Source organism: Microbacterium sp. PRC9, assembly GCF_031844125.1.
GTDB lineage: Bacteria > Actinomycetota > Actinomycetes > Actinomycetales > Microbacteriaceae > Microbacterium.
On sequence record NZ_JAUZUR010000011.1, the window covers coordinates 15,434 to 29,454 of the forward strand.

Genomic DNA, 14,021 nt, shown 5'->3' on the forward strand with positions numbered 1-14,021 from the left:
CGGTCCGCCTCAGCTCGTGCGGAAGACGCCGTAGACCGAGTACACGGTGCCGGTGCCGGCGGACGAGCTGAAGGCCAGGGAGACGGAGGAGAGCGCATCCGCGTACGACGCGTCGGAGGCGCCGTTCGCGCCGGCGTCCGCGAGCCCGAGCCCGATCCACAGGGCGCGGTAGTACTGACGCACCTCGTCGGGCGTCGCATCGGTGCGGGCGAGCAGGGTGACCTGCATCGTGTCGCCCTCGCTCGCGATGGAGCTCTGGAGCACGTCCGACTGCGCGGTCGGCCCCATGAGGTTCGCGGGGAAGCCGTCGACGAGTGCGCCCGACGCCGACCCCGACTCCGGCAGCGGGGTGCTCACCCTCGGGGCCGGAGCCGAGACCGGGGGAAGTCGATCGGTTGACGGGGCGGCGGCGTCGGGGGGCCGCACTTCGCTGCCCGTCGTCGGTGTGGCGCCGGGGTTCGGCCCCTGGCCCGCACCCGGGCCCGCGTCGGAGCCCGGCTCTGCGCCGGCGTCTGCGCCGGCGTCCGCACCGGGGGACGAGCCCGGCGCCGGGGTCGAGGTGGGGGCCGGCGTCGGGCTCGTTGTCGCGTCCACGGCCCCGAGCGTGCCGGAGCCGCCTCCTGTCAGGAACAGCCACGCGGCGGTGATGAGCCCGATCGCCACGACCGCGCCCACGACCCACAGCACCCGCCGCATCCCGGCGGTCAGCCCTCGCTGCTCGCCGTCGTTCGAGGCGGTGCTCTCGGAGGGGCCGTCCGAGAGAACCTCCTGCTCTTCACTCATTTCGCGTCCCCCAGATTGCGATCCGGCGTCCCGCCCGTCGGGATGCCTCGTTCCCTGCCGACCGCGCGCGGTCGGCTACCTCATGCGTTTGACCGTGCTCGCCAAGACGTTCCTCATCTCGCGGACTCCCGGGCGGCGCCGCACGATCCGTGTCACGGATTCCACGGTGTCTGCGGCGGTGACGCTGTAACGCGCCCGCATCCACGCGCTCCGCCGGGCCGGGAACCGGTCGCTGGTGTAGACCGCCCGGTACCCCGCGGACCTCAGGTGCCGCAGCGTCGAGCGGTCGTAGCTGCCGAGCGGGAATGCCGCCTCCGTGATCTCCGCACCGCTCGCCTCTTCGAGGGCGATGCGCGCGTCGAAGAACTCGCGACCCGCCTCGGCGTCGCTGAGGCCGCGCCACGCGGTGTGCGTCCACCCGTGGGAGCCGATCGACATCCCCTCGGCGCGCAGCTTGCGCAGGTCGGACGTGCTGAGGCTCGCCGGATCGTCGAGCCGGCCAGCGAGCGGGAAGAACGTCGCACGGAGTCCGCGCTCACGAAGCGCCGGCAGCACGATGTCGGCGTCCGATCGGTTGCCGTCGTCGAAGCTGAGCCGGACGTTCTCCCGCGTCGCCACCACGTCGAGCACGCCCAGGAAGACGTCCTCGTTCATCCAGTAGCCGGCCTCGCCGGGCTCATGTTCGTGCGCACAGGCGCCCACGCCGTGGAAGCAGAGATTCACGATCATCACGCCGCCTCCATCTGCGGGGCGCTCGCCACGCGCGTGCTGTCGTCGCGCTCCCATCCGCCCGCCGTCCGCGGCGTGCGGCGGGCGCGCAGAGCGGCCGCGACCGTGATCGCCAGATACGGCACCGCTGCGAAGACCAGATGCGGGTGCGGCAGGACCACGTCGCGCAGCCATGCCCACCGGTCGGACTCGCGCACCGCGCCGTCGATCTCGCCGGTCGCCGAGGCCGACCGCAGCTCCGCGTTGCCGCGGCGCACGCGAACGAGCCGGTTCACGAGCGCCTTCGTCGTGCGTGGCGCCTCGACGACGACGACGACGTCGTCGGCTTCGGCCTTCTCCGCCGAGGAGAACTGCGCGTCGAGGAACAGGTCGTCGGCGGTCAGCGACGGGAACCGTTCGAAGCGCCGCCGACCGGTCTCGGAGACAGCGATCATTCCGCGGCCGAAGAGGCCGTCCCGGAACGCGGGCAGGCGACCGTTGATCGCGAAGTACGCCTTGACCGGCAGCGGACGACCCGATGTCTCGACCCGGCGCCGCGGCACGGCTGCGAGCGCGCCGTCTTGGAGGAGGCGCTCGAGGGTGGCGACGCTGTGGGCGGGGACACGGATGTCGGCGTCGAGGTACACCCTCGGGAATCCGGTGGCACGGTCCTCGCCCGCGTTCAGCGCCCCCGGTTTGCCGGGTTCGGCGCGCTCGACGACGATGGCGCCGTGGTCGCGCGCGACCTCGGCGGTGCGGTCGGTGCAGCCGTTGGCGCTCACGATGATCTCGTCGTCCGGGCCGGTGGCGCGGCGGAGCGCGTCCAGACACGACCCCACCACGGTCTCCTCGTTGTGTGCGGCGATGACGATGCTCACCATGCGCGGTCCCCAGTCCTTGCTCGTAGGTTCGCCGTCCCAGGGACCCGCGGCCACGCCCAGTTGGGGGAATGGGCAACCGCCGCGCGCATGACCGCCAGTGTGCACCTGGCGGAGCGCGTCGGCTTGTGACCGCGGATCCGGTTGTTGGCGGCCGGCGACGCCGTTGTCGCCGGCCTGGTCTGCTGCGGGGGCATCAGTACGCCCCCTTCGGTGCGATCATGACCCGGGCCGTGCGCCACATGATCATGACGTCCGTCGCGATCGACCAGTTCTCCACGTAGCGAAGGTCCAGTCGCACGCTCTCCTCCCATGACAGGTCGCTGCGACCGCTGATCTGCCAGAGCCCGGTGATGCCGGGCTTGATGTACAGGCGCCGGTAGACCGTGCCGTCGTACCTCGTCACCTCCGCCGGAAGGGGCGGCCGCGGCCCGACGATGCTCATGTCGCCGCGCAGCACGTTCACGAATTGCGGCAGCTCGTCGATCGAGAACTTCCGGAGCACGGCTCCTACGCGCGTCACCCGCGGGTCTCGCTTCAGCTTGAACAGCGGGCCTGCCCCCTGGTTCTGGGCGTGGAGCGCATCGCGCCGTCTTTCGGCGTCGACGCCCATCGTGCGGAACTTCACCATCCAGAACTGACGGCCATCGCGTCCCACCCGGAGTTGGTGGAAGAGCACGGGGCCTGGGGAATCGAGCTTGATCGCAACGGCGATGAGCGGGGTGACGAGCAGGATGGGCACGAGCGCGAGCAGTGACAGCACGACGTCCATCCCGCGCTTGATCGCGTGGATTCCGCCTTCGAACTCCGGGATCTTCACCTGCACGAGCGGCAGGCCGTCCAGGGGTCGCAACGAGAGTCGCGGCCCGGCGACGTCGGTGAGCCGGTTGCACAGCACGAGCTCGGCCGCCGTCCCCTCCAGCTCCCAGCCGAGGCGCCGCACGAAGTCGCGGTCGTCGTCGGGCGTGCTCGCGACGACGATCGCGTCGGCGCCGGAGGTGCGGCCGAAGGCCGCGGTCGAGCGGATCGATCCGATGACGGGGTACTGCCGGCCGTCGATGTCGATGGGCTCGGTCAGCGACTCGGTGGTCGTCGCGCCGATGACGTGATACGCGTGGTGGGGGTCGTTGACGAGTTTCTCGATGACGTACTCGACATCGTCCCGGGATCCCGCCACGATGACGCGCGAGACGCACTCGCCCCGCTCGCGCTCGTGGATGAGCCACTTGCGCCACATCCAGCGGCTGAACACCAACGTGACCAGCCCGAACGGCAGGGCGACGATCACCTGCGCGCGTAGTCCGGGCAGCTGAGCGAGGATGAAGACGGTCGACAGGACGCCGAAGGCGAGGCCCGTCGCGTGACCGATGCGCTTGTACTCGGCGGAGCCGGCTCCGAGCACCGAGGGTTCCCGCGTTCGCGCGAGCCACAGCAGGACCATCCACGCAGCGATGACGAACGCGCCGATGCGCGCGGGCCCCGCAAGATCCGCGAGGTCGGCACCGGGTCCGGCCTCGACCACGGTCGCCGCCGCGACGGCGACAGTGACACTGACCGTGTCGGTGAAGTCCAGCCGCCGCCGGAATCGCCGCTCCCAGAGATGGCGGCGCTCCAGCGACGGCTGGACCCTTGGGGCTACTGCAGCGGGAAGGGTCTCGAAGAGCGGGCGCGAGAGGATCGGGCGTCGGCGGAGTGTTCGGGTCACTCCGCCGGCGCCCGCGGGCGCCGCGTCGATCGCGGCCGGGTTCAGACCGCGGTCCACCGCGCGCACGATGACGCGTCCTCAGCAGACATCAACTTCTCACTGGTCGGCGCGACGTCGTCGTCGGGTGCCGTCGTCGGCTGACCATTCCCCAGTGCGCAGACCCGGCCGGGTTGTCGGGTCGAAGGGATCCCCAGATCTCTTGCGCGATGTCACTGTACGCCCGCCGAGCCAGGACCGGAAGACTTTTCCTGCGAAAACTTGACAGCCCTTAAGGGGAACCGGTATTGGGCCGAGGCCCGCCTTAAGTTCTCAGCCGATCAAGTTGACCAACGCGTCCAGCCCCATGCCGTAATTGATGCGCACTGTCGGCAGGGCGAGCTTGTCGGTGCCGATCGTGACGTAGCCGGGCTCGATGGTGCGGGCCATCTCCCAGCCCGCCTGGCGCAGGCCCTCTTTCGCGGTGTCGTTGTGGTGCCCGAACGGGTAGGCCATGATCTCTTTGACCCCGAGTACGCCGTACGACGCCTCCATGTCGGCCACGATCTCGGGCACCGAGAGGTTCGTGATGAGCCCGTCGCCGTTCGCGCCCGCGCGATGCATGTCGTGCGTGTGCGACCGTCGCAGCACGTAGGCGTTCGGGGGCGGGTCCTGCCGGTAGGCGGTGATCATGAACGACGTGGTGAGCACCTTGTATTTGTCGACCACCGGCGCTGCGAGGTCGAACCAGGTCTGGTCGGCGTCGTCGTCGGTGACGATCACCGAGTGGTTCGGCAAGAAGAGGCGCCCGTCGATGAAGGCCGACAGCTCATCCCACGTGGGCAGGTAGAAGCCCGTCGTCGCGATGTGGTTCATGTGTGCGTCGAAGTCCCCGATGTAGGCGTAGTTGCCGCGCAGCCAGCCGCTTTCGCCGCCGGGATTCGCGGTGAACTGGTGATACATGAGGATCGGGATGCGGGCGTCCTCGGCCGCGTTCTGCTCGGGGCTCATCCACGCGCCGTACAGCGTGACACGCTGGTTCGTGCAGACGACGGGTTCAGAGCCGTTCACGCGTGCGGGAACCGCGAAGGCTACGGCGTCCGCCGGCGTCGCGTACCAGCCGGCGAACACGAGCCCGTCGCGCGTAGGGGTCGGCAAGCCTGCGTACAGGGCGCCCTGCGTCTGCAGCATGGGCGCGTCGGCGATGCCGTCACCTGTGAAGCTCACCGCGCATGCCGCAGGGTCGGTGGTGGACGCGAGCAGCTGCTCTTCGGGCGTCAGCGGCGTCGGGGTCGGCGTGGGTGTCGCCGACGCGGTCGCGGTGGGCGCAGCATCCGTCTCCTGATCGTCGGCGCCTGCGCGTGCGAAGCCGATTGCCGCGGCTGTGCCGCCGATGGCGGCGAGCAGCACGACAGCGCCCGCGATGCCCGCGAACAGGCGCCGGCGACGCACCCGCGCCGACGGCCGTCGGGCGGGAGGTGTGCCGAAGGTGGCCATGAGACTCCCCGCGTCGGGACCGCGCATCCCCACGTGCGATCTCTGAAGGGGATGCTACCCGGATGCCGCGTCCGCCTGCCCGACCGCGGCGCGGGTTGTGGGTGATCCGCGTCGCCTTGCGGCGTCGGTGTCGCTACGCTCGTTTCCCATGCTGCCTGCAGACTGGATCGAGCACCGCCGCGCCGACGGCGAGATCCTGGGCTGGATGCTCGCCTCGGGCGGCGGTTTCCGCGTCTTCGACCTGCTCGGCCGTGACCGCACGCCCGACGGCGTCGCGGACCTCGAGTGGCTCGCCGCCGAGGAGCTGCTCGAAGAGCTCGGCATCGGCTACCTCGCAGACCGGTGGACCCTTCGCCTCGCGGATGGCACCGAGCGACCGGTGCGGATCGCCGAGGCGAGCCCCCGCGGCGTCACGGTGGTCGCGGATGAGTATGGCGCGGCATCCGCCGTCGGCGCCGATCCCGAGCGCTTCGTCCTGTCCTTCCCGGTCACCTCCGAGCTCGTCCCGCGCTGAGACATCGCAGACCCGTCCGCCGACCACACGCGCAACGACCGGTGCCCGACGGTCCGAAGACCGTCGGGCACCGCCGCTGTGATCGGCGTCGTGTCAGCTGTACAGCGCCCTGAGTGCCGCGATCGACTCGGCCACGTCGGAGCCGGGCGCGGCGCCCGACTTGCGAGCGGCGTTGTCGAGCTGCGCGGCGACGGCGCGGTTCGCGCTGCCGTCGCCCGAGAGCACCTCGGCCTCCGCCAGGTGCTTGCGCACCTGCTCGATCGCCTTCGGCGTCAGCGACCCGGCGCGCTCCGCCTGATCGACGTACGCCCCGACCACCGCGAAGCTCGGCGCATGTTCGAGCTTCGTCTGCAGCTGGGCGTTGAACTCGGCCTGCTGGATCTCTCCGGCGGCCTCGATCTCGTTGGCCGACATCCACGGGCTCGGCGTGAGCCCGAGGGTCTCGAAGCCGCGCGCGATCTCACTGCCGAGGACGTTGCCGTTGTACCAGTACGTCGACCAGTACCCGCCGAGGTTGAGCCCGGTCGGGTTGGGCGTGTTGATCGGGCCCCGGTCGAGATACGCGATCTCCTTCGGGTTCTTCGTGTCGGTGAAGTCGATCACCGACAGCCCGCCCTGGTACCAGGCCTGCACCATGACGTCACGACCGGGCACCGGCACGATCGATCCGTTGTGGGCGACGCAGTTCTCCTGCGTGGTCTGCACCGCGGGCAGCTTGTAGTAGCTCGCGAACTGCAGCTTGCCGCCGACGATGTCGAACAGGGCGTCAGCACCCCACTCGGGCTTGTCCGTTGCGCGGCAGCGGGCCGACGTGCCGCCGCCCCACTCGTCGGTGAAGATCACCTTCGTGCCGTCGTTGTTGAACGTGGCCGAGTGCCAGTACGAGAAGTTCGGGTCGGAGACCGCGTCCAGTCGCACCGGGTTCGCCGGGTCCTTGATGTCGAGCAGGATGCCGTTGCCCTGGCAGGCGCCGGCGGCCAGGCCGATCTCGGGGTACGCCGTGATGTCGTGGCAGGTGTTCGTGTTCGGCAGCGGCGAGTAGTTCGTGCCGGACGGATGCTGAGCGCCCGGGAGCGTGTTCTGCAATCCGTTGTAGGCACCCGTCGCGACGTCGGTGAAGATGCGCGGCTGGCTCACGACCGACGCTTTGCCGGGCTCCGCGAGCGGCACCTTGATGACGTCGATGCGCCACTGCGTCGGGTTGCCGGTGGTCACCGGGCTCTGCGTGAGCGCGGCGTTCTCGCACCCGGCGAGCTCGGCGGCCGGGCGGACGCCCGACGTCCCCGAGTTGTAGATGTAGATGTTCGCCGGGTCGTCGGGGTCGGTGACCAGGGTGTGCGTGTGCGATCCGCGGCACGTCTGCACACCGGGCAGCTGCACCGGGTGGTCGATGTCGCTGATGTCGAAGATGCGCACGCCGCGGAACCGCTCGAGGTTCACGCTTCCGGTGGCGCCCTGCGCGCCGCAGTCGATGCGGCCGCGCGTCTCTTCGACCGACATGAACAAGAGGTCCCCGTAGACCGACACGTCGCCCTGACCACCGGGGCACACGAACGAACCGCGCAGCGTGGGGGCCGCGGGATCCGAGACGTCGTAGACCTGGAAGCCGTTGAAGTTGCCGACGATGGCGTTGTCGCCGGTGAAGGCGAGGTCGGAGTTCACGAAGCCGAAGTTGCCCGGAGGGGCATCGAACGGCGCGACGCGCGGAAGCGTCGCGAGCAGCTCGATGTTGCTCGTGATCTCCGGGACGTCGAGGTAGCCGGCGGGCGCACCCTCGCGGGGGTCGCTCTCGGCGGAGGCGGCGGTGGCCGTCAGCACCGACGCGCCGAGCAGGAGTGCTCCTGCTGCGGCGAGCGTGCGTCTGCGCCATCGCGCGGATCGGGAGTTCTTCATCGGACGTGCCCCTCTCACTGCGCTGGAAACGGATGCCTCCGGCAGGAGCTCGTGCACGACAGCGTGCGCGAACCAGGCCCTGGGGGAGGCCGATGCTCGGAATCTATCGGTCTTCTGTGTCTCCTGGCTAGGATCGATTCGGGCACTTCGGGCCCCGCCATCGGTGTCGGAGGAGCGTTCTGTGACCCCAGTCGTCGCTCGGATGAGCGTTGTGCTCGCCATCGCGCTCGCGCTCACCGGATGCACCGCGACGCCGCCCGAACCTCGCCCGACCTCGACCGCCCCCGTCGTGCAGCTGGGCGCTCCCGGTGAGGAGGGCCGAACGCTCGCGCCGGGCGAGCAGCTGGAGATGACGCCGGAGGCGCACACCCAGACCGACGTGGTCTTCGTCCGCGACATGCTGCACCACCACGCACAGGCGCTGGAGATGACGGGTTACGTCGAGGACCGCACCTCTGACCGCGACATCCGTCTCCTCGCGGAGCGCATGCGGGTCAGCCAGGAAGACGAGATGGTCCAGCTCGAGACGTGGCTTCAGAACCGCGGCGAGCCGGTGAGGGATCCGGATGCTGCGCACGACGAGCACGCGCTCATGCCCGGGATGCTGACTCCCGAGCAGATGGAAGCGCTCGAGGCCGCCGAGGGGGAGGGCTTCGACACGCTGTTCCTGCAGTCGATGATCCAGCACCACCAGGGTGCCCTCGTGATGATCACGGAGCTCTTCGGCAGCGCCGACGGTGCGGAGGCGGAGCTCGCGCAGCTCGCCAACCACTTCGACTCCGATCAGCGCATCGAGATCTCGCGCATGACCTCGATGCTCGCCGAGCGATCCGACTGAATCCGCCGACGCCCGGTGGGTACGCTGTGAGCCATGACGATCCTCGTGCTCACGCTTGTCGGAGGCGATCGAGCCGGTCTCGTCGCGGCCGTCGCCGATGTGGTCGACCGCCACGGCGGCAACTGGGAGAACAGCCAGCTCGCCGAGCTGTCGGGGGTGTTCGCCGGCGTCGTGGAGGTCTCGGTCGTCCCGGCGCGCGCGGACGAGCTCCGTGAGTCGCTGTCGGTGCTCGACGGGCTGCTCTCCGTCACGGTCAGCACCGGCTCCGAGCCCTCACCCGAGGCTGCCGCCATGCGTCCGCTGACCCTTCAAGTGATCGGCAACGACCACCCGGGCATCGTCAGGGAGATGACGACGGTCCTGCGCTCCCACGACATCAGCATCGACCGCATGACCACCGAGACGCGGGAGGCGGCGATGTACGGCGGTCGGCTGTTCGAGGCGACCGTGACCGCCCGGATCCCGGCATCCGTCGATCTCGCCGCCCTCACCCAGGAGCTCGAGCGGCTCGCGACCGAGATACAGGTCGACGTCACCTTCGAGTCCTGAGCCGCGCGGTCAGGCGAGGTCGCGGAGCCGTGCCGCGAGCCCGGTGCCGTCGCCGGCTCGCCGTTCGTAGCCGACGGCGATGATGAGCAGCACCGCTCCCACCACCGACAGTGTGATCCACCACGGCATCGCTTCGATCCCCCGGCCGATCTGCACCATGAACGCCAGCACGTTCTCGACAGGCAGCACGACGATCCCGATGAGGAACGGCGCGGCGAGGCGCCGGGTGGCTCCCACCAGGATCGCGACCAGGGCGATCGCCATCACGAGGATCGCGCGCCACGTGCGCGGGTCGGTGTAGGTCGCCGCGACCGACGCGCTCAGCATCGTCACGAGCCCCGGCGCGAGCAGTGGCCACGACCCGGTCCAGCCTGCGGGCCACGCCTCGAACGACCTCGTGGGCGCGAACGGTGCGGGCCGGCGCAGCGCGAGCGCCCCGGCCGCGAGGAGGAAGAGCCCGAGCGGCAGCGAGAACCACTCGACGCGCAGGTCGCGAGGACTCCACGCGACCACCGCCGTCGCGAACGACACCGCGAACAGGAACCACACCGGTGGCAGCGCGGTCGGCGCCCGAAGGCCTCGCGCGGCGACGGCCACCATGAGCGCGAGCAGCGCCAGCAGCAGCGCCCACATCGTCCAGATGACGGACCAGTCCCGCTCGATCGCCGGCCACGCCGCGACCCCGACGATCAGCACGGCGGGGGCGCCGAGCCAGCGCGTCCGCGAGAGCAGCGTCCCCGGTGTCGCCCCGACGTGCAGCAATCGGGCGGCGCTCGCCGCTGCGCCGGCGCCGACGAGCCCGAACGCGAGCGCCGCGACGATGAGCGGATCCGTGGGCGCGGCGTCGAGCCCCGTACCCCACCGCACCCCCTGCACCGCGGCGGCCGCGGCCGCCGTGATCGCGACGGCGAGCGTCGGCGCGCTGAGCAGCCGCAAGCGGCGCACACGAGGCGCGGACGCACGGGACACGATGACGGATGCTGCCACCAGCGCCCAGGCCGCGCCCACGAGCGCGTATGCCCGGGCGGGGAAGCCGGCGTCGATCGCGAGGGCGGGCATCGCCGCATCCGTGCCGTCCAGCGCGAGCGCGATCAGCACGGGGACCACTGCAACGGCGAGGCCCACGGAGTACAGGCCGACGGCCGGACGCCCGCGCGCGGTCAGCCAGGCAGCGACGATCGCGACGCCGAGGGCGGGGGGCAGCAGGTACGGCTCGAGGCCCGTGACGCCGACGATGCCCCACGCGCTCCACAGAGCACCCGTGAACGCCGTGCCGGCGAGCGGCCACGCGTAGCGGCGCGGCGAGAAGAGGGCGGTCGCGACGAACCCGATGCCCAGGATCACGAGCACGAGCAGCGTGGTCGGCAGCCCCGCCGACGTGCGAACGAGAGAGAGTCCGACGGCGATCACGGCAGTGAGGAGAGCGGATGCCTCGACCGCGAGCCCTGCAGCCCGCACGGGTGCCGCCGGCAGGCGTCGCGAGAGCGCGCCGGCGAGGAGGTCCGCCGACGCCAGCACGCCGGCGACGATCGCCGCGATGACGGGGAGCACGATCGGCGAGCCGCTCATGGGCAGCAGCTGCGCGCCGAGGCACACCGCGACCACCGCGACGGCGGGCACCAGGGTCGCCGCGGCGAGCGTGCGCACGACGATGCCGAGCCCCGGTCGTGTCGTCGTGACGAGCGTCAGGGCGAGGCAGAAGATCACCGCGGTCGACAAGGCGGTCCAGCCGCTGCGCTCGAACACGACCTGCAGCACGCCGATGGCGAAGGGCACGGCCGTCACGACGAGGACGGCGTACCACTCGCGCGACGGGACTCGGCGGGCGAACGTGACCGCGATGGCGACGACGCCTGCCGCGCAGGTGGTGAGACAGACCACCACGATCGGGTCGGCGCCCGCACGGGCGAGCGCCGTCGCGAGCACCACCAGCGCGTAGGCGAATCCGACTCCCACGTGCACGAAGCGCGCCGCGCGGGGCACCGTGAGCGCGAGCACGCCGAGGGCCGCGACGACGGCGGCGCCCGCCCACACCGTGAGGTCGTCATCGCGCCACGACAGCACCGCGGCGAAGGCGACGACCGCGTGCGCACCCACCATGAGCGGCATGCGGACCGCGGCCGAGGCATCCCGCAGCCGTGTCGTCGAGACGCCGCCGGCCACGACCGCCGCGACGAGCCCGATCGCGACGCGCGCCCACACCTCGAGATCCGGCAGCGCGAGCACCGTGAGGAACGCGAGCACCGCGTACCACGCCCCGAGGAATCCGAGCCATCGGGTCCCGATGGCCGGCGGCCGCCACGACTCGAGCGGTTCGGTGTCGGGGACGGGGATTCGGGGCGCTTCGGGTGCGCTCGGGGCGTGCGGCGCGCGCCCCGAAGGCACGGCGTCCGCCCCGAACCCGTGGGCAAGGGGGACGGATGCCTCGTCCCCGACCGCACCGGCGAGTGCGACGCCGTGCGGGGTCGTGATCGCCGCGAACGACGCGAGCGACAAGGCCAGGGCAGCCAGCCCCACCGTGAGCGCGAGCCCTGTCGCCGACGGGAGGGCGGTGCCCGGGCCGGCGATGACGCCCCCCAGCGTCAGGAAGGCGGTGAGCGTCGGGATCGCGGCGACGGCGGCGACGATCGCGACGGCTCCGGCGAAGAACGCACCGCGCGCGACCACGCGATGCAGGGGGCTGAGCGCACCCGCGACGACGAGCCCGAGGCCGGCGGCGACGGGGAACGCCGCAAGCCAGTTGTCGAGACCCGCCGCGGTGAGGGGCAGCACCGCCGCGGCAGCCACGATCGCCGCACCGGCGACAGCGCTCCACAGCGCTCCTGCGAGGTGCCGGGCGGATACCGCGGCGAGGGCGGCGATCGCGACCAGGGTCGCGCTCGCGAGGTACGCGGGCGAGACGCCGGTGGAGGCATCCGTTCCCCATACCGTCGCGAGCGCGGCGGCCACGAAGCCGAACTGGACGACGGTGAGGGTCACGGTCTCCGCGGTCAGCGGGCGCCCGAAGCCGCTCGACTTGCGGGACGCGAAGGCGACCAGCGCGCTCGCCGCGGCTGCCGAGGCCAGGCAGCCGGCCGTCGCCGCGGGTGCCGAGGGGGTCGCGAGGCCGAGCATCAGGGGGACGAAGGCCAGGGCCACGAGGCCGCTCCAGAGCCACGCGCGGATGCCGGCGCGCGGGCCGAGCCCGGCGAGGGCGCCGCCGGCGACCAGCGTCGTCAGAGCGGTGAAGATCCATCCGTCCAGGCCGGACGGAAGCAGCGCGAGCGTCGTCGCGATGGTGAGGGCCAGGAACACCACGCCGAGGGCGCCGATCGCCTCGGCGGAGAAGCGCAGTCCGCGGCGCGCGAGGACTGCCGATCCGCCCAGGAACGCCGCGGCGATGGCTCCGACGATCGCGGCGCGCGGCAGCGGGTCGGCGAGGTCGGGGTTGAAGAACGTGAATACGACGGCCGCCACCGCGACGAGCCCGGCTCCCGCGACCGCGAGCACGGACTGCACAGTCGCGGAAGGCCCGGCCGCCGGAGAGGGCGTCGCCGACGGAGCCGGAGGGCGGTGGGCGACGACTGGCTCCGCAGCGACGGCGGCGCTCGGTGCCTCCGCCGGGACGATCGGCACGCGCTCGAGCACGAGCTGTCGTGCCGTGAGCGCATCGACGGCGGCCTGGGACGCCGCCCACAGATCGCGGCCGATCGCGCCGCGGAAGTCCGCGCCGCAGGCCGGGCACCGCCGCTCGGCGACGATGCCCGAGCCGCATACCGGGCAGCGCACGACGTCGAGGAGCTCCGCGATCGCCGTCGAGCTCCACGCCGGCGCCGTCCTGCCACTCGCCGTCGCTGCGGTCATGCCTCGCCCTCCGCCGCGGCGATCGCCGCCGGGTGGTCGTCGGGCACCCACTCGAGGATGTCTCCGGGCTGACACTCGAGCACCCGGCAGATCGCGTCGAGCGTCGTGAAGCGCACCGCCTTCGCGCGCCCGTTCTTCAGCACCGAGACGTTCGCGGGCGTGATGTCGATCGCGGCGGCGAAGTCGGTGACCGACATCTTCTTCTTCGCGAGCTGCACGTCGAGGTTGATGATGATCGGCATCACACCACCTCCGAGAGGTCGTGCTCGAGCTGCGAGGCTTTCCGCAGCAGACCCCGCAGCACCACGATCAAGAGCGACAGGCCGGCGCCGACCACGACGCCGAGCAGCAGGAGCAGGGTGATCGACGGCGTCATGAATCCCGTGAGGCTCAGTGCGATGAGCGCGACGAGCACCAGGAACGTCGCGAACGCGACCGCAGCGAGACTGACGTCGACGTCGGGGAACGCGCTCTCGCTGAAGATGCTGTCTTCGCGGACGAGCGACAGCAGTCGCCACACGCAGACGAGCACCACCTGCACGCACAGGAGGAAGAGGATGCCGACGATCGTGCCCGGGATCTCGAAGTACGCGATCTCGGAGTAGCGCACCGCCGACTGGGCGGCGACGGCCGGGACCACGAACACCTGGCAGCACAGCAGCAGCGCGAGCAGTGCCGCGATGAGGACTTTCAGGACGACGATCGTGGTGCGCTGCATGCGAGCCTGCCTATCGATAAACGGTATGTACCTATCGAGAAACAATAGCCTCAGCATCCGTCCCCTTCGCAACTGCGACGTGCTGAGGATTCGCTGGCAACGAGACGCTGGCCCGGGAG

Annotated in this window: 12 protein-coding genes; 3 read left to right on the forward strand and 9 right to left on the reverse strand. The window is 71.3% G+C overall.

From position 1 onward, the window contains the following. Window positions 1–9: 9 nt before the first annotated feature. The 5 genes from Q9R33_RS19150 to Q9R33_RS19170 all read right to left on the reverse strand — a co-directional run bounded on the left by Q9R33_RS19150 (window position 10) and on the right by Q9R33_RS19170 (window position 5,547). Window positions 10–783, reverse strand: a complete 774-nt coding sequence (locus tag Q9R33_RS19150; RefSeq protein ID WP_311294781.1) for a hypothetical protein — start codon at window positions 781–783, stop codon at window positions 10–12. Between the two features lie 75 nt (window positions 784–858). Next, window positions 859–1,512, reverse strand: coding sequence for a polysaccharide deacetylase family protein (locus tag Q9R33_RS19155; protein WP_311294782.1), 654 nt, complete (start codon window positions 1,510–1,512; stop codon window positions 859–861). Further along, a complete protein-coding gene (locus Q9R33_RS19160) occupies window positions 1,512–2,372 on the reverse strand; it encodes a glycosyltransferase (protein ID WP_311294783.1) in 861 nt (286 codons plus the stop codon). The genes Q9R33_RS19155 and Q9R33_RS19160 overlap by 1 nt, the downstream gene beginning before the upstream one ends. 193 nt (window positions 2,373–2,565) lie before the next feature. Further along, entirely contained in the window at window positions 2,566–4,131 is a 1,566-nt protein-coding gene (locus Q9R33_RS19165; RefSeq protein WP_311294784.1) for a sugar transferase, read from the reverse strand. A gap of 252 nt (window positions 4,132–4,383) precedes the next feature. Next, complete coding sequence (locus Q9R33_RS19170; RefSeq protein WP_310244836.1) at window positions 4,384–5,547, reverse strand: polysaccharide deacetylase family protein; 1,164 nt, start codon at window positions 5,545–5,547, stop codon at window positions 4,384–4,386. A gap of 148 nt (window positions 5,548–5,695) precedes the next feature. On the opposite strand from Q9R33_RS19170, the gene Q9R33_RS19175 reads away from it, so the two are divergent. Next, the gene (locus tag Q9R33_RS19175; protein WP_311294786.1) at window positions 5,696–6,061 is read left to right on the forward strand and encodes a hypothetical protein; all 366 of its coding nucleotides are present in this window, start codon (window positions 5,696–5,698) and stop codon (window positions 6,059–6,061) included. Between the two features lie 93 nt (window positions 6,062–6,154). Here the strand turns inward: Q9R33_RS19175 and Q9R33_RS19180 are convergent, their stop codons facing one another. Continuing rightward, entirely contained in the window at window positions 6,155–7,954 is a 1,800-nt protein-coding gene (locus tag Q9R33_RS19180) for a hypothetical protein (RefSeq protein ID WP_311294787.1), read from the reverse strand. A 181-nt stretch (window positions 7,955–8,135) separates the two neighbouring features. Here Q9R33_RS19180 and Q9R33_RS19185 point away from each other — a divergent pair, with 181 nt between their 5' ends. Together Q9R33_RS19185 and Q9R33_RS19190 are read left to right on the forward strand one after the other, a co-directional pair. After that, window positions 8,136–8,792, forward strand: coding sequence for a DUF305 domain-containing protein (locus Q9R33_RS19185; RefSeq protein WP_311294788.1), 657 nt, complete (start codon window positions 8,136–8,138; stop codon window positions 8,790–8,792). 33 nt (window positions 8,793–8,825) lie between these two features. Then, the gene (locus tag Q9R33_RS19190; protein WP_056364688.1) at window positions 8,826–9,341 is read left to right on the forward strand and encodes a glycine cleavage system protein R; all 516 of its coding nucleotides are present in this window, start codon (window positions 8,826–8,828) and stop codon (window positions 9,339–9,341) included. 9 nt (window positions 9,342–9,350) lie between these two features. Here Q9R33_RS19190 and Q9R33_RS19195 read toward each other — a convergent pair whose 3' ends face one another. Genes Q9R33_RS19195 through Q9R33_RS19205 form a run of 3 tightly spaced genes read right to left on the reverse strand, consistent with a single transcriptional unit; the run spans window position 9,351 to window position 13,902 of the window. Beyond that, entirely contained in the window at window positions 9,351–13,184 is a 3,834-nt protein-coding gene (locus tag Q9R33_RS19195; RefSeq protein ID WP_311294789.1) for an SCO7613 C-terminal domain-containing membrane protein, read from the reverse strand. After that, window positions 13,181–13,426 carry a helix-turn-helix transcriptional regulator gene (locus tag Q9R33_RS19200; protein WP_056366551.1) on the reverse strand — a complete coding sequence of 82 codons (246 nt, stop codon included), beginning with the start codon at window positions 13,424–13,426 and terminating at the stop codon, window positions 13,181–13,183. Before Q9R33_RS19200 ends, Q9R33_RS19195 begins: the two co-directional genes overlap by 4 nt. Next, the gene (locus tag Q9R33_RS19205) at window positions 13,426–13,902 is read right to left on the reverse strand and encodes a DUF2975 domain-containing protein (protein ID WP_311294790.1); all 477 of its coding nucleotides are present in this window, start codon (window positions 13,900–13,902) and stop codon (window positions 13,426–13,428) included. The genes Q9R33_RS19200 and Q9R33_RS19205 overlap by 1 nt, the downstream gene beginning before the upstream one ends. Between the last annotated feature and the right edge of the window lie 119 nt (window positions 13,903–14,021).